General features: G+C 45.3%; 21 protein-coding genes and 1 other annotated feature. All 21 genes read right to left on the bottom strand.

The annotated features are described in order from the left end of the window. Positions 1-99: 99 nt before the first annotated feature. Positions 100-1,290 carry an elongation factor Tu gene (gene tuf, locus QNH15_RS00695; protein ID WP_090239659.1) on the bottom strand — a complete coding sequence of 397 codons (1,191 nt, stop codon included), beginning with the start codon at positions 1,288-1,290 and terminating at the stop codon, positions 100-102. Between the two features lie 117 nt (positions 1,291-1,407). After that, the gene (gene fusA, locus QNH15_RS00690) at positions 1,408-3,486 is read right to left on the bottom strand and encodes an elongation factor G (protein WP_283891876.1); all 2,079 of its coding nucleotides are present in this window, start codon (positions 3,484-3,486) and stop codon (positions 1,408-1,410) included. Positions 3,487-3,566: 80 nt separating this feature from the next. Next, positions 3,567-4,037, bottom strand: a complete 471-nt coding sequence (gene rpsG, locus QNH15_RS00685; RefSeq protein ID WP_061975664.1) for a 30S ribosomal protein S7 — start codon at positions 4,035-4,037, stop codon at positions 3,567-3,569. A 43-nt stretch (positions 4,038-4,080) separates the two neighbouring features. After that, a complete protein-coding gene (rpsL, locus tag QNH15_RS00680; protein WP_053356202.1) occupies positions 4,081-4,503 on the bottom strand; it encodes a 30S ribosomal protein S12 in 423 nt (140 codons plus the stop codon). Positions 4,504-4,619: 116 nt separating this feature from the next. Then, positions 4,620-4,868 carry a 50S ribosomal protein L7ae-like protein gene (locus tag QNH15_RS00675; protein ID WP_061975660.1) on the bottom strand — a complete coding sequence of 83 codons (249 nt, stop codon included), beginning with the start codon at positions 4,866-4,868 and terminating at the stop codon, positions 4,620-4,622. Between the two features lie 83 nt (positions 4,869-4,951). Continuing rightward, entirely contained in the window at positions 4,952-8,572 is a 3,621-nt protein-coding gene (gene rpoC, locus QNH15_RS00670) for a DNA-directed RNA polymerase subunit beta' (RefSeq protein WP_283891874.1), read from the bottom strand. Between the two features lie 30 nt (positions 8,573-8,602). Further along, positions 8,603-12,145, bottom strand: coding sequence for a DNA-directed RNA polymerase subunit beta (rpoB, locus tag QNH15_RS00665; RefSeq protein ID WP_283891873.1), 3,543 nt, complete (start codon positions 12,143-12,145; stop codon positions 8,603-8,605). A 268-nt stretch (positions 12,146-12,413) separates the two neighbouring features. Next, on the bottom strand, positions 12,414-13,016 hold the full coding sequence (locus QNH15_RS00660; protein ID WP_283891871.1) for a class I SAM-dependent methyltransferase: 603 nt from the start codon (positions 13,014-13,016) through the stop codon (positions 12,414-12,416). Positions 13,017-13,118: 102 nt separating this feature from the next. Further along, positions 13,119-13,481, bottom strand: coding sequence for a 50S ribosomal protein L7/L12 (gene rplL / locus QNH15_RS00655; RefSeq protein ID WP_283891869.1), 363 nt, complete (start codon positions 13,479-13,481; stop codon positions 13,119-13,121). A 51-nt stretch (positions 13,482-13,532) separates the two neighbouring features. Continuing rightward, a complete protein-coding gene (gene rplJ, locus QNH15_RS00650) occupies positions 13,533-14,033 on the bottom strand; it encodes a 50S ribosomal protein L10 (protein WP_283891867.1) in 501 nt (166 codons plus the stop codon). Positions 14,034-14,073: 40 nt separating this feature from the next. Further along, positions 14,074-14,221: a sequence feature (ribosomal protein L10 leader region), on the bottom strand. 43 nt (positions 14,222-14,264) lie between these two features. Then, positions 14,265-14,966, bottom strand: a complete 702-nt coding sequence (gene rplA, locus QNH15_RS00645) for a 50S ribosomal protein L1 (RefSeq protein WP_283891866.1) — start codon at positions 14,964-14,966, stop codon at positions 14,265-14,267. A gap of 187 nt (positions 14,967-15,153) precedes the next feature. Further along, a complete protein-coding gene (gene rplK, locus QNH15_RS00640) occupies positions 15,154-15,579 on the bottom strand; it encodes a 50S ribosomal protein L11 (RefSeq protein WP_053356210.1) in 426 nt (141 codons plus the stop codon). 169 nt (positions 15,580-15,748) lie between these two features. Further along, positions 15,749-16,282, bottom strand: a complete 534-nt coding sequence (gene nusG, locus QNH15_RS00635) for a transcription termination/antitermination protein NusG (RefSeq protein WP_061975646.1) — start codon at positions 16,280-16,282, stop codon at positions 15,749-15,751. A gap of 84 nt (positions 16,283-16,366) precedes the next feature. Next, the gene (gene secE, locus QNH15_RS00630) at positions 16,367-16,573 is read right to left on the bottom strand and encodes a preprotein translocase subunit SecE (protein ID WP_061975644.1); all 207 of its coding nucleotides are present in this window, start codon (positions 16,571-16,573) and stop codon (positions 16,367-16,369) included. Positions 16,574-16,632: 59 nt separating this feature from the next. Beyond that, positions 16,633-16,782: a 50S ribosomal protein L33 gene (gene rpmG, locus QNH15_RS00625; protein WP_074440646.1), complete on the bottom strand. Its 150-nt coding sequence runs from the start codon at positions 16,780-16,782 to the stop codon at positions 16,633-16,635. Positions 16,783-16,945: 163 nt separating this feature from the next. Next, positions 16,946-17,596, bottom strand: coding sequence for an RNA polymerase sporulation sigma factor SigH (sigH, locus tag QNH15_RS00620; RefSeq protein WP_090239693.1), 651 nt, complete (start codon positions 17,594-17,596; stop codon positions 16,946-16,948). Between the two features lie 83 nt (positions 17,597-17,679). Then, positions 17,680-18,189, bottom strand: coding sequence for an NYN domain-containing protein (locus QNH15_RS00615; RefSeq protein WP_283891861.1), 510 nt, complete (start codon positions 18,187-18,189; stop codon positions 17,680-17,682). Next, a complete protein-coding gene (rlmB, locus tag QNH15_RS00610) occupies positions 18,189-18,935 on the bottom strand; it encodes a 23S rRNA (guanosine(2251)-2'-O)-methyltransferase RlmB (protein WP_061975640.1) in 747 nt (248 codons plus the stop codon). Before rlmB ends, QNH15_RS00615 begins: the two co-directional genes overlap by 1 nt. Continuing rightward, the gene (locus QNH15_RS00605) at positions 18,932-19,357 is read right to left on the bottom strand and encodes a Mini-ribonuclease 3 (RefSeq protein ID WP_129478535.1); all 426 of its coding nucleotides are present in this window, start codon (positions 19,355-19,357) and stop codon (positions 18,932-18,934) included. The genes rlmB and QNH15_RS00605 overlap by 4 nt, the downstream gene beginning before the upstream one ends. Further along, positions 19,358-20,758 (bottom strand): cysteine--tRNA ligase, encoded by a 1,401-nt coding sequence (gene cysS, locus QNH15_RS00600; protein ID WP_283891859.1) that lies wholly within the window; start codon positions 20,756-20,758, stop codon positions 19,358-19,360. Next, a complete protein-coding gene (gene epsC / locus QNH15_RS00595; protein WP_061975634.1) occupies positions 20,755-21,405 on the bottom strand; it encodes a serine O-acetyltransferase EpsC in 651 nt (216 codons plus the stop codon). The genes cysS and epsC overlap by 4 nt, the downstream gene beginning before the upstream one ends. Positions 21,406-21,895 lie beyond the last annotated feature (490 nt).

Raw genomic sequence — 21,895 nt, 5'->3', positions numbered from 1 at the left:
GGAAAATACAAATTGGAAAAATGGTCATGTCGTGTTTCTTCTATATTATAAAAACAAAAAAAGCACCCCGGCAATCGGGGTGCTTTTTATATGAAAAGACTATTCAGTGATAGTTGCTACTACTCCAGCACCTACTGTACGTCCACCTTCACGAATAGAGAACTTAGTTCCTTCTTCGATCGCGATTGGAGCGATTAGTTCAACAGTCATTTCGATGTTGTCTCCAGGCATAACCATTTCAGTTCCTTCTGGAAGTTGGATGATACCAGTTACGTCAGTTGTACGGAAGTAGAACTGAGGACGGTAGTTAGAGAAGAATGGAGTGTGACGTCCACCTTCTTCTTTTGAAAGAACGTAAACTTCAGATTTGAACTTAGTGTGAGCTTTAACAGTTCCTGGCTTAGCAAGAACTTGTCCACGCTCAACATCCTCACGGGATACCCCACGAAGAAGTGCACCGATGTTGTCACCAGCTTCAGCATAGTCAAGAAGTTTACGGAACATTTCAACACCAGTTACAGTAGTTGATTTTGGCTCTTCAGTAAGACCAAGAATCTCAACAACGTCACCGACTTTAACTTGTCCACGCTCAACACGTCCAGTAGCAACTGTACCACGGCCAGTGATTGAGAATACGTCCTCAACAGGCATCATGAATGGCTTGTCAGTGTCACGTGGAGGAGTTGGGATGTACTCGTCAACTGCGTCCATAAGTTCGATGATTTTTTCTTCCCACTCAGCATCTCCTTCAAGAGCTTTAAGAGCAGAACCTTTGATTACAGGAACATCGTCTCCTGGGAAATCGTACTCGGAAAGAAGGTCACGAACTTCCATCTCAACTAGTTCAAGAAGTTCTTCGTCATCTACCATGTCACATTTGTTCAAGAATACAACTAGGTAAGGAACACCTACTTGACGAGAAAGAAGGATGTGCTCACGAGTTTGTGGCATTGGGCCGTCAGCAGCAGATACTACTAGGATCCCTCCGTCCATTTGTGCAGCACCAGTGATCATGTTTTTAACATAGTCAGCGTGTCCTGGGCAGTCAACGTGTGCATAGTGACGCTTGTCAGTTTCGTACTCAACGTGCGCAGTTGAGATTGTGATTCCACGTTCGCGCTCTTCTGGAGCACCGTCGATTTGGTCGTAAGCCATTGCAGCACCTTTACCGCTTCTTTTAGCAAGTACAGATGTGATAGCAGCTGTTAAAGTTGTTTTACCGTGGTCAACGTGACCAATTGTGCCGATATTGGCATGCGTTTTGGAACGATCAAATTTCTCTTTAGCCATGAGAAAGATTCCTCCTTATTATGTGTGAAAATTAGTTGATTAATTTATATATAAACAGACAGATTGTCTGCCTATTCTAGCTTACATGAAAAGCAACCCGGTTACAACTGGCAACCATTATTGTCCAGTTGATTTTTTGATGATTTCTTCTGAAATGGATTTTGGCACTTCTTCGTAGTGGTCAAAGTGCATGGAATAAGTTCCACGTCCTTGTGTACGAGAACGAAGAGATGTTGCATAACCAAACATTTCAGCAAGTGGTACCATCGCTTTAACCACTTGAGCATTACCGCGAGCTTCCATACCTTCAACGCGTCCGCGTCGGGAAGTTACGTCACCCATAATGTCTCCCATGTATTCTTCAGGAACAACCACTTCAACTTTCATGATTGGCTCAAGGATAGCAGGGTCACATTTTGATTTTGCGTTCTTAAGTGCCATTGAACCGGCAATCTTAAACGCCATTTCGTTGGAGTCAACGTCATGGTAAGAACCGTCAACGATTCTTGCTTTAAGATCAAGCAATGGGAATCCTGCAAGCATACCATTTTTCATTGATTCTTCAATACCGGCTTGTACCGCTGGGATGTATTCACGAGGAACAACACCACCGACGATTTTGTTTTCAAACACGAATCCAGATCCTTCTTCACCTGGTTCGAACTCGATCCAAACGTGACCATATTGACCACGACCACCGGACTGACGTACGAACTTACCTTCAACCTTAGCCGCTTGGCGGATGGTTTCACGGTAAGCAACCTGCGGAGCACCAACGTTTGCTTCAACTTTAAATTCACGTTTCATACGGTCAACAAGGATATCAAGGTGAAGTTCACCCATACCGCCGATGATCGTTTGTCCTGTTTCTTCATCAGTTTCAGTTCGGAACGTTGGATCCTCTTCAGCAAGTTTCGCAAGAGCCATACCCATTTTGTCCTGGTCAGCCTTGGATTTAGGCTCGATGGACAAGTGGATTACCGGCTCAGGGAATACCATGGATTCAAGGATAACCTGATCCTTCTCATCACAAAGAGTATCACCAGTTGTAGTATCTTTCAAACCTACAGCTGCCGCGATATCTCCGGCATATACCGTAGAGATCTCTTCACGGTGGTTTGCGTGCATTTGAAGGATACGTCCTACGCGCTCACGCTTACCTTTTGTAGAATTCTGTACATATGAACCTGAGTTCAATGTACCGGAATATACACGGAAGAAAGTAAGTTTACCAACGTAAGGGTCAGTCATAACTTTAAATGCCAATGCTGAGAATGGAGCTTCGTCGCTTGATTGACGAGAAACTTCTTCTTCAGAATCAGGAAGATGTCCTTTGATCGCCTCTACATCAACAGGAGCCGGCAAGTAGTCAAGAACTGCATCCAGCATAAGCTGAACACCTTTGTTTTTGAAAGCAGACCCACAAATTACAGGGTAAAATTCAACATTTACAGTACCCTGACGAATTGCGCCTTTGATTTCGTCGTTAGTCAGCTCTTCGCCTTCTAAGTATTTCATCATCAATTCTTCATCAAGCTCAGCTACAGCTTCGATAAGCTTTCCACGGTACTCTTCTGCTTGTTCTTGATATTCAGAAGGAATTTCACCTACTGTGATATCAGTTCCAAGGTCGTTACCGTAGAATACAGCTTTCATCTCGATAAGGTCGATAATGGCTTCGAATTGGTCTTCAGCGCCGATTGGAAGCTGAATTGGGTGTGCGTTTGCACCAAGACGGTCATGAAGTGTCTTTACAGAGTAAAGGAAATCAGCACCAATCTTGTCCATTTTGTTTACGAAAACTACACGGGGAACCCCGTAAGTTGTTGCTTGACGCCATACAGTTTCAGTTTGTGGTTCAACCCCAGACTGTGCATCTAGTACAGCTACAGCTCCGTCTAATACACGCAATGAGCGTTCTACTTCTACTGTAAAGTCTACGTGTCCAGGAGTATCAATGATGTTGATACGGTGACCTTTCCACTGAGCAGTTGTAGCAGCGGAAGTGATTGTGATTCCGCGCTCTTGTTCCTGCTCCATCCAGTCCATTTGGGAAGCACCTTCGTGAGTTTCACCAATTTTGTGGATTCGACCTGTATAGTAAAGTACACGTTCAGTTGTTGTCGTTTTACCGGCATCGATGTGAGCCATGATCCCGATGTTACGCGTATTTTTTAAGGAGAATTCTCGTGCCATGAATTTCTCTCCTTCCTATACATAGGAAATAATTTTTTATAGTGGGATAGAGACAGCCAATAAACTGTCTCTTGTGTTTTCTACCAGCGGTAGTGAGCAAACGCTTTGTTTGCTTCTGCCATTTTGTGCATATCTTCACGCTTCTTCACGGAAGCTCCAGCATTGTTAGCAGCATCCATGATTTCGTTGGCAAGACGTTCTTCCATTGTCTTTTCACCACGAAGACGAGCGTAGTTAGTCAACCAACGAAGTCCTAGAGTCGTACGGCGCTCGGGACGAACTTCAACCGGAACTTGATAGTTGGCTCCACCCACACGGCGGGCACGAACTTCAAGTACAGGCATGATGTTTTTAAGAGCTTGTTCGAAAACTTCCATTGGCTCTGTGTTTGAGCGTTCTTTAATAATGTCAAATGCATTATAAAGAATGGTTTGCGCTACTCCTCTTTTACCGTCAATCATAATTTTGTTGATTAGACGAGTTACAAGCTTAGACTTGTAAATTGGATCAGGTAACACATCACGACGAGATACAGGTCCTTTACGAGGCATTGTGTCCCCTCCTTTCTCCTATTTATTTTTTATTTATTTCAGCTTACTTTTTAGCAGCTTTAGGACGCTTAGTTCCGTATTTGGAACGTCCTTGCATACGGTTGTTTACACCAGCAGTATCAAGCGCACCACGAACGATGTGGTAACGTACCCCCGGTAAGTCTTTTACACGTCCGCCACGAATCAACACAACGCTGTGCTCTTGAAGGTTGTGCCCGATCCCAGGGATGTAAGCAGTCACTTCAATTCCGTTAGTTAGACGTACACGAGCGTATTTACGAAGAGCCGAGTTCGGTTTCTTCGGTGTCATTGTACCAACACGAGTACATACCCCACGTTTTTGCGGAGATGAAACATTGGTTTGAGCTTTCTTGAAGCTGTTGTAACCTTTGTTAAGTGCTGGAGAGTCAGATTTTTTACCTTTTGACTCACGGCCTTTACGAACCAATTGATTAATTGTAGGCATTTGTTTTTCCTCCCTTCTTATCCTTTTTCTAAGACCACTGAACCAGGTGGTTCATCTTTGGACAAAAGAAAGTTTTTGCGAGAGGCCACGCAGGCGGCGTCGCAAAAACATTTAATTTATCCTTTTATCGCAACAGTTGCGGCTCCAACATCAATCCCGCAAGCTTTGCCAAGCTTTTTCATGGAATCGACTCTCGTAATCGGGACAAGTCTTTCCTGTGCAATCTGCAATACTTTACCGGTTACACGAGGGTCGGCATCGTCAGCAACGACGAGCTCTCTAACTTCCCCGTTTTGCAAAGCCTTAATGGTTTGCTTAGTTCCTACGATAAAATCAGAAGCCTGTGTCACTTTTTCATAAGACATCGTTATATCCTCCAAAGTAACATTTCTTAGGAGCACTCAGATATAATATCACTCTTGTGCTCCCAATGTCAACACTTCTCTTGTTAATCTTGAGAGACTAGCTCTGTTGCTTCTGAACCTACAGTTTCTTCGTCAGTGGAGACCGGAGAATCCATTCCAACGTTGCGGTATAGGGACATACCTGTACCTGCAGGGATCAGTTTACCAATAATTACGTTCTCTTTCAATCCGAGCAATTCATCGCGCTTACCTTTGATTGCCGCATCAGTCAGGACACGAGTTGTTTCCTGGAAGGATGCTGCTGACAAGAAGGATTCAGTTTCAAGAGATGCTTTGGTAATACCAAGCAATACAGGACGTCCTGTTGCCGGAATTCCACCTTCGAGAAGAATCTTTCTGTTTGCATCGGTAAAGGTATGAATATCAACCAACGCACCAGGCAATACATCGGTATGGCCGGCATCGATGATACGGACTTTACGAAGCATCTGGCGAACCATTACTTCCACGTGCTTGTCGCCAATTTCTACCCCTTGCATACGGTATACTTTTTGAACTTCACGCAGCAAGTATTCCTGAACACCTTCTGCTCCACGGACTTTGATCAGTTCTTTCGGGTCAATGGAACCTTCAGTCAGTACCTGACCGGCAGTTACTACATCGCCTTCTGCAACTTTAATGCGGGCACCATATGGAACGGTGTAAGAACGGGTTTCGATTTCACCTTGAACAAGGATCTCACGCTTCTCTTTGGACTCGTTGATGTTAATTACGGTACCTTCAAGTTCAGAAATCAATGCCTGACCTTTCGGGTTACGTGCTTCAAACAATTCCTGGATACGCGGTAAACCTTGTGTGATATCGTCTCCTGCTACACCACCTGTATGGAAGGTACGCATGGTAAGCTGTGTTCCCGGCTCCCCGATGGATTGTGCAGCGATGATACCAACCGCTTCCCCAACTTCGACATCAGAGCCTGTTGCCAGGTTGCGGCCGTAACATTTCTTACAGACACCGTGACGGGTATCACATGTAAATACGGAACGAAGGGTTACTTCTTGCACTCCGGCATCGACTACAGCCTGAGCGGAGTCTTCCGTAATTTGTTCGTTTTTGCTGACAAGAACTTCATTCGTTTCCGGATGGTATACGGTTCTGAAGGCTGTACGGCCAACAAGACGCTCGTATAGGTTCTCGATTACTTCGTTGCCTTCTTTGATCGCTGCCACTTTAAGGCCGCGGTCAGTTCCGCAGTCATCCTCACGGACAATAACGTCCTGTGCAACGTCTACAAGGCGGCGTGTCAAGTAACCGGAGTCAGCTGTTTTCAGTGCAGTATCGGCAAGACCTTTACGTGCACCGTGTGTAGAGATAAAGTATTCGAGTACCGTCAGACCTTCACGGAAGCTGGACTTGATCGGCAACTCAATGATTTTACCAGCCGGGTTGGCCATGAGACCGCGCATACCGGCAAGCTGTGTAAAGTTAGATGCGTTACCACGGGCACCAGAGTCACTCATCATGAAGATCGGGTTTCTCTTATCAAGGGTAAGCATCAGTTTTTGCTGGATTTCATCCTTCGCCTGGCTCCAGATGTTGATGACGCGCTCATATCGCTCGTCTTCTGTAATCAGACCGCGGCGGAATTGTTTCGTTACCGTAGTAACCTTTTCTTCCGCTTTTTCAAGGATAACCTGTTTCTCCGGCAATACGACGATGTCGGAAACACCAACGGTAATACCAGCTCGTGTGGAATATTTAAATCCAAGCTCTTTCATGCGGTCAAGCATCTTGGATGTTTCAGTAATCTTGAATCGTTTAAATACTTCTGCAATGATTTTCCCGAGAATTCCTTTTTTGAACGGATCTACTTCATCATGTTTAGCGATTTCTTCTTTAATATTCGCAGCTTGAGGAAGGAAGTATTTCTCTGGTGTTTCAATTTGCAGGTTGTTTGTTGTCGGCTCATTGATGTATGGGAACGACTCCGGAAGAATCTCGTTGAAGAGAAGTTTACCGACAGTTGTCATCAACATCATGTTTTGCTGGTGTTCTTTAAATGAAGGTTTGTTTAAAGTTGAAACTGGAACAGCAATACGAGTATGAAGATGGACATAACCATTTTCGTACGCCACGATTGCTTCATTTGCATCTTTAAAGACAGATCCTTCACCAATTGCACCTGCACGCTCCATTGTAAGGTAGTAGTTACCCAATACCATATCCTGTGACGGTGTAACAACCGGTTTACCGTCTTTCGGATTTAGAATGTTTTGTGCAGCCAGCATGAGCAAACGTGCTTCAGCTTGTGCTTCAGCGGATAAAGGTACGTGAACCGCCATTTGGTCACCATCAAAGTCAGCGTTGTATGCTGTACATACGAGCGGGTGAAGACGAATCGCACGGCCTTCAACAAGCGTTGGTTCGAATGCCTGGATACCCAGTCTGTGAAGCGTAGGGGCACGGTTCAAAAGTACCGGGTGCTCTTTGATTACATCTTCAAGCACATCCCATACATCAGGCTGAACGCGCTCTACTTTGCGCTTCGCACTCTTAATATTATGAGCAAGACCTTTGGCCACGAGCTCTTTCATTACAAATGGTTTGAAAAGCTCAAGAGCCATTTCCTTAGGAAGACCACATTGGTACATCTTAAGGTGAGGACCTACTACGATTACGGAACGGCCGGAATAGTCAACACGCTTACCAAGAAGGTTTTGACGGAAACGGCCTTGTTTCCCTTTAAGCATATGAGAAAGTGATTTCAATGGACGGTTACCCGGCCCTGTTACAGGACGGCCGCGGCGTCCGTTGTCGATTAGCGCATCAACCGCTTCCTGAAGCATACGTTTTTCGTTTTGTACGATGATGTTCGGCGCACCCAAGTCCAAAAGACGCTTCAAACGGTTGTTACGGTTAATCACACGGCGGTACAAGTCGTTCAAATCGGATGTGGCAAAACGTCCTCCGTCAAGCTGCACCATCGGGCGAAGCTCAGGCGGAATGACAGGAAGAACATCCAAGATCATCCAGTGTGGCTCGTTTCCTGAATGACGGAACGCTTCCAGTACTTCAAGGCGTTTAATCGCACGGGTACGGCGCTGTCCTTGCGCTGTTTTCAATTCTTCTTTCAGCTGGTCGACTTCTTTTACAAGGTCAATATCTTCAAGAAGACGGCGGATCGCTTCCGCTCCCATTTGTGCAGTAAAGCCCTGACCGTATTTTTCACGGTATGACCGGTATTCTTTTTCAGAAAGCAGCTGTTTTTTCTCCAGCGGCGTTTCACCCGTATCTGTCACCACGTAAGATGCAAAGTAAATGACTTCTTCCAGTGCTCTTGGAGACATATCGAGTACAAGACCCATACGGCTTGGTATTCCTTTGAAATACCAAATGTGCGAAACAGGTGCAGCAAGCTCGATGTGACCCATACGGTCACGTCGAACTTTAGCACGAGTTACTTCTACGCCACAGCGATCACATACAACGCCTTTATAACGGACGCGTTTGTATTTTCCGCAATGACATTCCCAGTCCTTTTGGGGACCAAAAATTCGTTCACAGAACAAACCGTCTTTTTCAGGCTTTAATGTACGATAGTTGATCGTTTCTGGTTTTTTCACTTCTCCTCTTGACCAGGAACGGATCTTGTCTGGAGAAGCGAGGCCTATTTTCATATACTCAAAATTGTTTACGTCTATCAAGGAGCAAACCTCCCTTATGATATCCTGTTTTTATTCACTCACAGTGTAAGATTCAAGATTTAGATTAAGCTTTTCGCTTGCCTGATCTTCTTCATCATCAAGCTCGCGCATTTCAATTTCTGTGTCGTCTCCGGACATGATCTTAACGTCCATTCCGAGTGACTGAAGTTCTTTGATCAATACTTTGAATGATTCAGGAACTCCTGGTTCCGGAACGTTCTCGCCTTTGACGATCGCTTCGTATGTTTTCACACGGCCGACCACGTCATCGGACTTAACGGTAAGAATTTCTTGAAGTGTATAAGCGGCACCGTATGCTTCGAGTGCCCATACCTCCATCTCACCGAAACGCTGTCCACCAAACTGCGCCTTACCACCAAGCGGCTGCTGGGTAACAAGGGAGTATGGTCCGGTTGAACGGGCATGAAGTTTATCATCAACCATGTGAGCCAGTTTGATCATGTACATGACCCCGACAGACACACGGTTGTCGAATGGAACACCGGTTCTTCCGTCATAAAGAACGGTTTTACCGTCACGGGCCATTCCTGCTTCTTCAATGGTTTCCCAAACATCTTCCTCACGGGCTCCGTCAAATACAGGCGTTGCCATATGAAGGCCCAGCTGTCTTGCAGCCATTCCTAAGTGAAGTTCAAGCACTTGCCCGATGTTCATACGGGAAGGTACGCCCAGCGGGTTCAACATGATATCGATTGGTGTTCCATCTGGAAGGTACGGCATATCTTCTTCCGGCATAATGCGGGAGATAACACCTTTGTTACCGTGGCGGCCCGCCATTTTATCTCCTTCGTGGATCTTACGCTTTTGCACGATATACGCACGCACAAGCTGATTCACACCAGGAGGCAGCTCATCGCCGTCTTCACGGTTAAATACTTTTACGTCGAGGATAATCCCGTCGCCTCCGTGAGGCACTCGAAGGGATGTATCGCGAACTTCACGTGCCTTTTCACCAAAGATGGCGTGTAGAAGACGTTCTTCAGCTGTAAGCTCGGTAACCCCTTTAGGTGTTACTTTACCTACAAGAATATCTCCGTCTTTTACTTCAGCACCAACACGGATAATACCGCGGTCATCCAGATTGCGAAGAGCCTCTTCCCCAACGTTCGGGATGTCTCTTGTAATCTCTTCAGGCCCGAGTTTTGTATCACGTGCTTCAGACTCGTACTCCTCGATGTGAATAGATGTATACACATCGTCTTTTACCAGACGCTCACTCATGATAACGGCATCCTCGTAGTTATAGCCTTCCCATGTCATGAATCCGACAAGAACGTTACGGCCAAGCGCAAGTTCTCCTTTTTCCATGGATGGTCCGTCTGCAAGGATTTCTCCTTTTACTACGCGGTCGCCTTTAGAAACGATCGGACGCTGGTTATAGCACGTCCCCTGGTTGGAACGGATAAATTTAAGACAGTTGTAGCGGTCAAGCTGACCTTCTACTTCTTTTCCATCCACGACTTCAATTCGTCGCACCTGGACTTGTTTCGCAGTTACTTTTTCAACAATTCCCTCGTATTTACAGATAACAGCTGCACCAGAGTCTTTTGCAGACACGTGCTCCATTCCTGTTCCGACAACCGGCGCTTCCGGAACCATCAAAGGAACCGCTTGACGCTGCATGTTCGCACCCATCAAGGCGCGGTTGGAGTCATCGTTTTCAAGGAACGGGATACAAGCTGTCGCAGCAGATACAACCTGCTTCGGGGAAACGTCCATGTAATCAATTCGATCACGGCGGACAATCGTGTTTTCACCACGGAAACGGGCAATAACGTCTTCGTTCAGGAACGAACCATCATCACCAAGAAGGGAGTTCGCCTGTGCTACTACATAGTTATCTTCCTCATCAGCTGTGAGGTAGTCGATTCGCCCTGTTACTTTACCAGTTTCAGGGTCAACGCGACGGTATGGAGTTTCAATGAAACCATACTCATTTACCTTCGCATAGCTGGATAAGGAGTTGATCAAACCAATGTTTGGTCCCTCTGGCGTCTCGATCGGACACATACGCCCATAGTGGGAATAGTGCACGTCACGAACTTCAAATCCTGCGCGCTCACGCGTAAGTCCACCTGGTCCCAATGCGGATAGACGGCGCTTATGCGTAAGTTCTGCGAGCGGGTTGGTTTGGTCCATGAATTGAGAAAGCTGAGAGCTTCCAAAGAACTCTTTGATTGCAGCAATTACCGGACGGATATTGATCAATGCCTGTGGTGTAATGGCGTTTGTATCCTGAATGGACATACGCTCACGAACCACACGCTCCATACGGGATAGACCAATACGGAACTGGTTTTGGAGCAGCTCGCCTACAGAACGCAAGCGGCGGTTTCCAAGGTGATCAATATCATCGGTGTTGCCCACACTGTGAAGCAAGTTGAAGAAGTAATTAATAGAAGCGATAATATCAGAGACTGTAATGTTTTTTACAGACTTTTCAACGTACGCATTACCAATTACTTTAATGACGCGCTCACCGTCTGGATCGTCCGGAGCATAAATGTTAATAGACTGAAGCGGGATATCCTGATCTTCAGCTACTCCGCCTGCCGGAGTCACATGACGGAACCCAATGCCGTTTTCAAGGTACGGAAGCACCTTGTCCAGCGTACGTCGGTCCAGCAGAGTGCCTGCTTCCGCAAGAACTTCGCCTGTTTCTGGATCTGCAAGGGTTTCAGCCAGCTTTTGGTTGAACAAGCGGTTTTTGATATGAAGCTTTTTGTTGATTTTATAACGGCCCACGCTTGCAAGGTCATAACGTTTTGGATCAAAGAAGCGTGAGTCTAACAAACTCTTGGCATTATCGACAGTAGGCGGTTCGCCGGGGCGAAGGCGCTCATAGATTTCTAGGAGTGCTTTTTCCGTACCCTCTGTGTTGTCTTTATCAAGAGTGTTTCTTAAATACTCGTCTTCGCCAAGAAGGTCTATGATTTCTTGATCAGAACCAAACCCTAATGCACGAAGCAATACGGTAATAGGGATTTTCCTTGTGCGGTCAATGCGCACATATACGATGTCCTTGGCGTCTGTTTCAAACTCAAGCCAGGCACCCCGGTTTGGTATAACAGTGGCAGTGAAACCCTTTTTACCGTTTTTATCAATCTTTTCACTGTAGTAGACACTTGGTGAACGAACAAGCTGAGAAACAATTACACGTTCAGCACCGTTGATCACAAACGTGCCTGTATCTGTCATTAACGGGAAATCTCCCATAAATACTTCTTGCTCTTTCACTTCGCCAGTCTCTTTATTAATGAGACGCACCTTTACTCGAAGCGGCGCAGCATAAGTTACATCACGCTCTTTTGATTCTTCTACAGGATATTTTGGCTCTCCTAAGCTATAGTCGATAAACTCTAGCACGAGATTTCCTGTAAAATCTTCAATTGGCGAAATGTCCTGGAACATTTCACGCAGTCCCTCATCAAGAAACCACTGATACGAAGCGGTTTGAATCTCGATTAGATTCGGTAATTCAAGCACTTCGCTAATTCTTGCGTAACTTCTTCGTTGGCGGTGGCGTCCAAACTGAACTAGTTGACCTGTCAACTGATTCACCCCTCAAATCCAGCGTTTTTTCTTGTTCCTATATACTCTAACATTCTACTATCGAATGCCAGAAAGACAAAAAGAAAAAGGGTTTTCTTACAAAACCACAATTTCAATCGAGCAACAGATTATATAATTTTGTCCAATTTCTTCTCTTGATATACCTAGAAATAGTTGTTATATCGAGGTTTTTTCTGCATTTGAGCACAAAGGCAGAAAATGTGAATTCATTGGCATTTTACAATAATAGCATAGACCCTAGGCAGAGTCAATGTTTTTTTGCGCGAATAATATAATATCCTTTGCTTTTGGAAACAATTTCCACATCATCAAAAATTCCCTTCAGTTTCTCGATGGCAGAAGGAGCTCCCTGCTTCTTTTGAATCACAACCCACAGCTCTCCATTGCTTTGCAATTTCCCGTAGGAATCTTCAAAAAGCTGATGAACAACCTTTTTTCCTGCGCGGATGGGCGGATTGGTGAGTATAGCTGCAAATTCCGACTCCTGCACATTGTCAAAAAGATTACTCTTTCGCACCTCAATATTGGAGATTCCGTTTTTCCTTGCGTTTTCCCGGGTCAATTCGAGCGCCCGTTCGTTCACATCCACCATCAATAATTGACGGCTTTCATCTTCTTTGGCAAGCGCAAGCCCAATCGGACCATACCCGCAGCCCACATCCAAACAATCTCCACCGATTTTCGGGAAGACAAATTCCTCGATCAGCAGCCTGCTCCCAAAATCGACTTCTTTTTTGGAGAACACACCGGCATCCGATGTGAATTTCAATTCGCGGTCTCTCAGAACAAACGTCCAGGTTTTTGGGTTGCTTTTTGCATCAGGATTTTCTGAATAATAATGGCCACTCATGTTTTTCTCCCTTTCATCCAAAGGAATTCCTGGTATCAGTATTACCCAAATGATTTCAAATAAAAAGGCCCGCCTGTTGGCGAACCTTTTTTAGATTTAAAATTACTTAACTTCTACAGAAGCTCCAGCTTCTTCAAGTTTAGCTTTGATTTCTTCAGCTTCTTCTTTAGCAACGCCTTCTTTAACATTGCTTGGAGCACCGTCAACTAGTTCTTTAGCTTCTTTAAGACCAAGTCCAGTAAGCTCACGAACTACTTTGATAACTTTGATCTTAGAAGCGCCAGCGCTTGTAAGAACTACATCAAATTCAGTTTGCTCAGCAGCAGCGTCTGCACCAGCAGCTCCACCAGCAACAGCTACAGGAGCTGCAGCAGTTACACCAAACTCTTCTTCAATTGCCTTAACTAGGTCGTTAAGTTCTAAAACTGTCATGCTTTTTAGGCTTTCAATGATTTCTTTAGACATTATAATTTCCTCCTTAGTTAGTTAAATCTTATTTGATTTAAAACGAAAGGCTTATGCGCCTTGTTCTTCTTTTTGTTCAGCAACGGCTTTAGTAACCAACGCAAAGTTGCGGATTGGCGCTTGAAGCACGCTGAGTACCATAGAAAGAAGTCCTTCGCGTGATGGAAGATCCGCAAGAGCTTTAACTTCCTCAAGTGTTGCGATACGGCCTTCAATTACACCAGCTTTGATCTCAAGAGCGTCGTGTTCCTTAGCAAAGTTGTTAAGGATTTTAGCCGGAGCCACTACATCGTCATTGCTGAATGCAATCGCTGTAGGTCCAACCAAATGCTCGTTAAGCTCAGATAAGCCGGTTTCGTCAGCTGCACGTCGAGTCATTGAGTTTTTGTAAACTTTAAACTCGACTCCAGCTTCACGAAGTTGTTTACGAAGCTCAGTTACTGCCGCTACAGTCAAACCACGATAGTCAACAAGAATTGTTGATTTGCTCTCGCGTAATTGTCCAGCGATGTCAGAAACCAACTGCTTCTTAGTTTCAATAATGCTGCTCATCCTTACACCTCCTGTAGAATAGTCTAGTCATCTTCATACCGTAGCCATAAGAAAAGCCTCCATGTTAGACATGAAGGCGTAGTTTCAGAAATCAAGCAATTAAAAATTGATGTATTCTGTGCTACACACCTCGGCAGGATGATTAAGCATAAAGCCCCTGCTGTCTACGGCATGACATAGATATTTATTTTCAACATTTCAAACTATAGCAGTTTAAAAAATGTTTGTCAACTATTTTTTAAGAGAAAAGTTAGACGGGTTAACTTTAATTCCAGGTCCCATTGTAGAAGAGATCGCTACGTTGCGGATATAAGTACCCTTTGCAGCAGCTGGCTTAACTTTAATAAGCGTATCGATGATTGTTCCAAGGTTCTCGGACAATTTGTTGTCTTCGAAAGAAACTTTCCCGATTGGCACGTGAATGTTACCGGCTTTATCAACACGGTATTCCACTTTACCTGCTTTAATATCGTTAACCGCTTTTTCAACTTCAAAAGTTACAGTACCTGTTTTAGGGTTTGGCATTAAGCCTTTAGGTCCTAATACACGTCCAAGGCGACCAACTTCAGCCATCATGTCAGGTGTTGCCACGATTACGTCGAAGTCGAACCATCCTTGTTGGATTTTGTTGATGTAGTCAGTATCGCCTACGAAGTCAGCTCCGGCAGCTTCTGCTTCTTTTGCTTTTTCGCCTTTAGCGAATACTAATACACGTTGAGTTTTACCAGTACCGTGTGGAAGCACGACAGCACCACGGATTTGTTGGTCCGCTTTCTTAGGGTCTACCCCAAGACGTACTGCTACTTCAACAGACTCGTCAAACTTAGCTGTTGCAGTCTTTTTAACAAGCTCAATCGCTTCAGCAGCTTCATAAGCTTTTTGGCGGTCTACTAATTTAGCCGCTTCTTGGTATTTCTTACCTTTTTTAGCCATTGTAAAAATTTCCTCCCTTATGTGGTTTAGCGGATATACCTCCCACTTAAACGGCCACCCGAGATTTTGAGGGCCGCTGCGCCTCTCTGGCACCGGAATTAAACGCCGGAGCTTTCAGGCTTTGTTTCATTAATAAAGGTTGCGAACCGTTTTACCGTTTACTCGCAACCCGTTTGACGCATCAGGATTAGTCTTCGATAACAATTCCCATGCTGCGTGCTGTACCTTCAACCATACGCATTGCAGACTCAACGTTTGCAGCGTTTAGGTCAGGCATTTTTGATTCTGCAATTTCGCGAACTTTATCACGTTTTACAGTTGCAACCTTTTTCTTGTTTGGCTCACCAGAACCAGACTCGATACCAGCAGCTACTTTTAGAAGTACAGCAGCTGGAGGGGTTTTAGTAATGAATGTAAATGAACGGTCTTCAAAAACCGTGATTTCAACCGGGATAATTAAACCAGCTTGATCAGCAGTACGAGCGTTGAACTCTTTACAGAATCCCATGATGTTAACACCAGCTTGTCCTAATGCAGGTCCAACCGGTGGTGCCGGATTTGCTTTACCAGCAGGGATCTGAAGCTTTACCATTTTAATAACCTTTTTAGCCACGCGACACACCTCCTTAAGTCCGTGATGTGGTATATGGGTGCAATACCCTCCCACTCAAAAATACGCTTCCCCCGTGCTTAGGAGAAAGCAGTTGTTTAGAAATATCAAACATAAAAAATTCTATCACTTTTTAAGTTAGATTTCAAGCGTTTTTAAAATTACTTTAAAACTAGAGCTTTACGACCTGGTTGAAATCCAATTCAACCGGCGTTTCACGGCCAAACATGTTGACATGAACCTTAAGTTTCCGCTTGGTCGGATCGATCTCTTCGATCGTACCCACAAAGTCAGCAAACGGACCTTCCTTCACTTTCACCGCTTCCTTAAGCTCAAAGTCCACTTCGATGCGAGGCTCTTCCATACCCATGCCTTTAAGGATGTGTTCAACCTCTTCAGGCAAAAGCGGAGTTGGTTTGGAACCCGCTCCTGCAGATCCTACGAATCCTGTAACACCCGGGGTATTTCGAACTACATACCATGAATCGTCAGTCATGACCATTTCAGTCAAAACATAACCAGGGAAAACCTTTTTCATGGCTGTTTTTGTTTTGCCGTTCTTTACTTCCGTTTCTTCTTCGACAGGAACGAGCACACGGAAGATCTTGTCCGACATCCCCATTGATTCCACGCGCTTTTCCAGGTTCGTTTTCACTTTGTTTTCATACCCTGAATACGTATGAACGACATACCAGTTTTTTTCCATATTTATCGGGACAACCCGTGTCCTTTCCCTCCTAAGCGGATATACTCTAAGCAGTGTATCCAGTTATCTTTCTATATAAACAAATTAGTCAACAATGAGTTCAACAAGTTTTGAAATGCCTAGGTCAACTACCCAGAAGAAGAGCGCCATCACTATAACAGTACCGATCGTAACCGTTGTATAGCGAATCAATTCATCCCGCTTCGGCCAGCTAACTTTCTTCATTTCCTTCTTAACGTCGGATAAAAACTTTGCAGGAGACTTTCTTGTTTTTTCTGCAATGTCAGCCATCATGTTACCCCCATTAGCTAAAAGTTAATATATGTGCAAACAGCCGGCAAGCCGGCATCTTATTTCGTTTCTTTGTGGGTAGTGTGTGCATTGCAATGACTGCAAAATTTCTTAACCTCGATACGTTCAGGGTTTGCTGCCTGGTTTTTCATGGTGGTATAATTTCGGCTGCTGCATTGATCGCAGGCTAAAATAACTTTTTTTCGCATAATAACACCTTCCGTGCTGTTTAGACCCACTCATCCACGATATCTATATTACTTTTACCACATTATCACAGGGCAAAAGGCTTGTCAATAAAGGTCGGAACGGCTCTGGCGACAGCAACCGGCCTTATGAATACAAAAAGAAAAACAGGGGTAGTCCCCCTGCTTATAATGTTATTTCCCGTAATTCAAGATATCGTTCAAGTTTTCTTTTTACACGCTGAAGTGCATTGTCTATCGACTTGACATGCCTGTCCAGGTCAATGGATATTTCCTGATATGACCTTCCATCCAGGTAGAGCATCAGCACTTTCCGTTCGAGATCGCTTAATATCTCACCCATTTTCAGCTCGATATCATCGAACTCTTCCTGGTTAATGATGAGTTCTTCCGGATCGGTTACCTTTGTTCCGCATATCACATCCATCAATGTCCTGTCCGATTCTTCATCATAAATCGGCTTGTCCAGCGAAACATACGAATTCAGCGGTATGTGTTTTTGCCTTGTTGCGGTTTTGATGGCCGTTATCATTTGCCGTGTGATGCACAGTTCGGCAAAAGCCTTAAAGGATGAAAGCTTGTCCTCTTTATAATCTCTGATGGCTTTATAAAGGCCGATCATGCCTTCCTGGATAATATCTTCCCGGTCAGCACCGATTAGAAAATAGGACCTTGCTTTGGCGCGCACAAAATTTTTGTATTTGTTAATCAAAAATTCCAACGCGGCACTGTCTCCTACATGGACATGTTCTACCAGACTTTCGTCTTCGATCTGTTCATAATCCAGAACCGTCATTTCTTTGAGGTAAATGCTCACGACAATCCCCCCGGTCAGAGCCTGAATGCAAGGCAAAATATAACAATATTATACAGCATGGCAGGAAATTGCGTCAAGATTGTTTATTTTTGTCCTCTTCTCCATTTTTCGAATATTTCAGCGATTTCTTCAGACAAAGAGATACTCGAGAAGTTGCGTTCCCTGGCCGACTTTACTTTTCGGTCAATCCGCTTTTCGATATCCTCCATCTCGATTTTCAGTTCCCTGGAAGACTTTCGAAGAGCCCCCTTAGCAAAAACCACCCATTGTTCGGTATAGTCCGAAGTCGCTACGAAAATCCGGGTATTCACATTCTTAAACTCCGAAGCCAGTTTCTCAATCCGTTCATCTGCGGTTTCATTCTCTCTTGTAAAAATGACTTCAACCTTATAGTTCTTTGATTTCTTTTCAATGCCCGGCACCAAGTGAGCGTCAAAGACAACGATCACTCTGTATCCGGTAAATGCCTGATATTCTGCCATTTTTTCAATGAGAATATCCCTGGCCTTCGCAAAATCCAAGTCTTTCAGGGATCTCAGCTCCGGCCAGGCTCCAATCACATTGTATCCGTCAACGATCAGGATGTTTTCCATTATGATGATTGCGGATGGCGTTTGCGGTAAACCTCGTATAAGAGCAGACCTGCTGCCACTGATGCATTAAGAGAAGTAACCTTCCCTTCCATCGGCAGCCGTACAAGAAAGTCGCATGTATCCTTCACCAGGCGGCCCATCCCCTTGCCCTCACTTCCAATGACAAGGCCGATCGGCAGATCCAGCTTGGCTTCCCTGTAGTCTTCTTGCCCTTTCATGTCGGCTCCCACAAACCAAAGGCCGCGCTCCTTCAATTCCTTCATCGTTTGAACAATATTCGTCACACGAACAACCGGGATATATTCAATGGCTCCCGTGGAGGCTTTGGCAACAGCCGCCGTAAGCCCTACCGCCCGCCGTTTGGGAATAATGACGCCATGGGCTCCGACCGCGTCAGCCGTTCTGATGATCGAGCCCAAATTGTGGGGATCCTCGATTTCATCCAGAATAATGAAAAAAGGATCTTCTCCCTTTTCTTCCGCTTTTTGAAATAAATCGTCGATCTCTGAATATTCATAAGCCGCTACTGCCGCAATGACACCCTGGTGGTTTCCTCCATCACTCAGCAAATCCAGCTTTTTTTTCGGAACGAACTGAACAAGCACATTATTTTCTTTGGCCATGTGTATGACCTGGCTCACTGGCCCTTTTTGAGAGCCTTCTCCCACAAAAATTTTATTGATATCTCTTCCTGAACGCAGCACTTCGAGTACAGGGTTTCTTCCGATAATAAATTCTTCGCTCATTGTTTTCCTCCCTCTTCCGCCTGTTCAACGAAAGACACTACTTTTTCAAAAATCATATCCAGCCGTTCCTCTCGGCCCAACAGATGGTGATAGCCAATAATGGCTTCAAAGCCTGTCCCGTAACGGTACGTTTGGACATCTGTATTTTTTGGGACTGACCCTTGGTTTGCGTTTCTGCCCCGCATGATGACAGCAGTTTCTTCTTCATCAAAAAAGCCCTCTTCAAGCAGCCGTTTAACGACCGATGCCTGCGCTTTCGCAGATACATACTTGGTGGCAAGGGTATGGAGTTTGTTCGGTTTCACCTGCCCTGAATGAATGAGGTGATGCCGCACAAACGTTTCCAGCACGGCATCTCCCATATACGCAAGGGTCATTCCATTCAATTGTTTAACATCAGCATTAGTGATTTGTTTGCTCATTTACTGCCTCTTCCAGCGAACACCCTGCGGCGTATCTTCCAATACGATATTCAGGTCGCGCAGCTGGTCACGAATTTCATCCGCCCGGGCGAAATTGCGTTCTCTCCTGGCGTTGTTCCGCTCTTCAATGAGCGCTTCAATGTCTTCGTCCAGCAGCTCTTTCTCTTCTGTCAGCGTCAGGCCAAGCACTCCGGCCAGCTCTTCGAAAAGACCGATAAATTTGGCAAGCACTGCGGTTGAAGTGTTTTCTGACTGCAAGTACACATTCGCCTCTCTTGCCATATCGAACAGGACGGCAATGGCGTTTGCGGTATTGAAGTCATCATCCATTTCAGTGATGAAGCTTTGTTTGAATTGCTCTATTTTTTCGTTCCATTGCTCGGCATCAGAAGCAAGATCCGCGCTGACTTCCAGGCGGTGCTTCAGATTTCCATAAGCAGTACGAATCCGGTTCAAGCTGACCTCGGCACTTTGAAGCAATTCATTACTAAAGTTGATCGGGTTGCGATAATGAACGGCCATCATGAAAAAGCGGATCACCTGCGGGTCGAACTCTTTAATCATATCGTGAACAAGCACGAAGTTCCCGAGTGATTTGGACATCTTCTCGTTATTGATATTAATATACCCGTTATGCATCCAATATTTTGCCATCGGCGCTTCGTTTAGCGCTTCTGACTGGGCGATTTCATTCTCGTGGTGAGGGAAGGTTAAATCCTGGCCTCCTCCATGAATGTCAATGGAATCCCCAAGGTACTTTTTCGCCATGGCCGAGCACTCGATGTGCCAGCCCGGACGCCCTTTCCCCCATGGGCTCTCCCATGAGATTTCTCCCTCTTTGGCTGATTTCCACAGTGCAAAATCTAGAGGGTCCTTCTTGATGTCGCCTACTTCAATCCGTGCCCCGGAACGAAGATCATCAATTGATTGATGTGAAAGCTTGCCATATCCGTCAAAGGCTCGTGTTTTAAAATACACATCGCCTTTTGCTTCATAAGCGTAGCCTTTTTCAACCAGCTTGCTGATAAAATCGATAATTTCCGGCATGGTCTCGGTTACTCTTGGATGATAGTCCGCTTCCTGGACACCAAGCGCGCAAACATCTTCATGATACGAGTTAATAAAACGTTCTGCTACTGTGGGAACATCGGTGCCGAGCTCTTTAGCCGCCCTAATGAGTTTATCGTCCACATCGGTAAAATTGGAAATAAAATTCACGTCATAGCCGCGGTATTCAAGGTAGCGTCTTACCGTATCAAATACGATGGCCGGACGGGCATTTCCGATATGAATGTAGTTGTAAACGGTCGGTCCGCATACATACATTTTTACTTTCCCTTCCTCAAGGGGTTTAAATACCTCTTTTTGACGGGTTAACGTATTATAAATCACTAAGCTCATCGCACTTCACTTCCCTTTCGTAAACGTTCCATATCTTCCTGCAATCTTTCAATCTCCGCCTGCAGTTCGCGGAATTGGGCAGCCACCGGATCCGGAAGATTGCAGTGATCCAGCTCCTGGCCGACCTTCACGCCATCCTGTACAACGACCCGACCGGGAATCCCGACTACTGTCGAGTTCGGTGGCACATCCCGAAGCACAACCGAACCGGCCCCTATCTTAGAATGTTTCCCAATTGTGATGGATCCCAATACTTTAGCTCCCGAAGCAACCAAGGCATGGTCCTCAAGTGTCGGATGGCGTTTTCCTTTTTCCTTACCAGTACCACCAAGTGTTACTCCCTGATACAATGTAACATTATTTCCGATAATACACGTTTCTCCAATAACTACACCCATCCCGTGATCTATAAACAACCGGCGCCCGATCTGCGCACCCGGATGAATTTCAATTCCTGTAAAAAAGCGGCTGATCTGTGAAACCAGACGGGCGAGAAACAAGAAATTGTGCCTAAACAACTTGTGAGCCACCCGGTGGGCCCAGACCGCATGTACGCCCGAATACGTTAAAATGACCTCCAGCTTGCTGCGTGCCGCCGGATCATTATCAAAAACTGCCTGTATATCCTCCCTCATGCGCTTCCACATGGAAATCCCCCCTTAGTTAAGAAAAGCTGAAGCAGGCGTTCAGAGTCGATAGGCGATGGAGCGCTGACACAGCAACACGCTTTTTGTGTTGAAGTGCCAGTGTGAATCGACCGAGACTTTGCCTGCTGAAGCTAGATCCAGAAAAGCTGAAACGGCCGTTAAAAAGCGGCAGGCGTTGGAACTCTTGAACGGCAACACGCCTTTTGTGTTGTGGTGAAAGAGTGAAACGACCGAGCTTTTGGCCGTTGAAGCTGGATCCAGAAAAGCTGAAACGGCCGTTAAAAAGCGGCAGGCGTTGGAACTCTTGAACGGCAACACGCCTTTTGTGTTGTGGTGAAAGAGTGAAACGACCGAGCTTTTGGCCGTTGAAGCTGGATCAAGAAAAGCTGAAACGGCTAACCTTTGCCTTCTAGTTGACCATAATCCTGTTTTGGCGGGTAAATGCGCGATTTCGGCGGATAAATCCTTTGTTATGGCCAGTATTTACTTC

The sequence above is a fragment of the Fictibacillus enclensis genome, from assembly GCF_030123385.1.
Taxonomy (GTDB): Bacteria; Bacillota; Bacilli; order Bacillales; family Fictibacillaceae; genus Fictibacillus_C; species Fictibacillus_C enclensis.
This window is presented reverse-complemented; position numbering and strand designations above follow the sequence as displayed.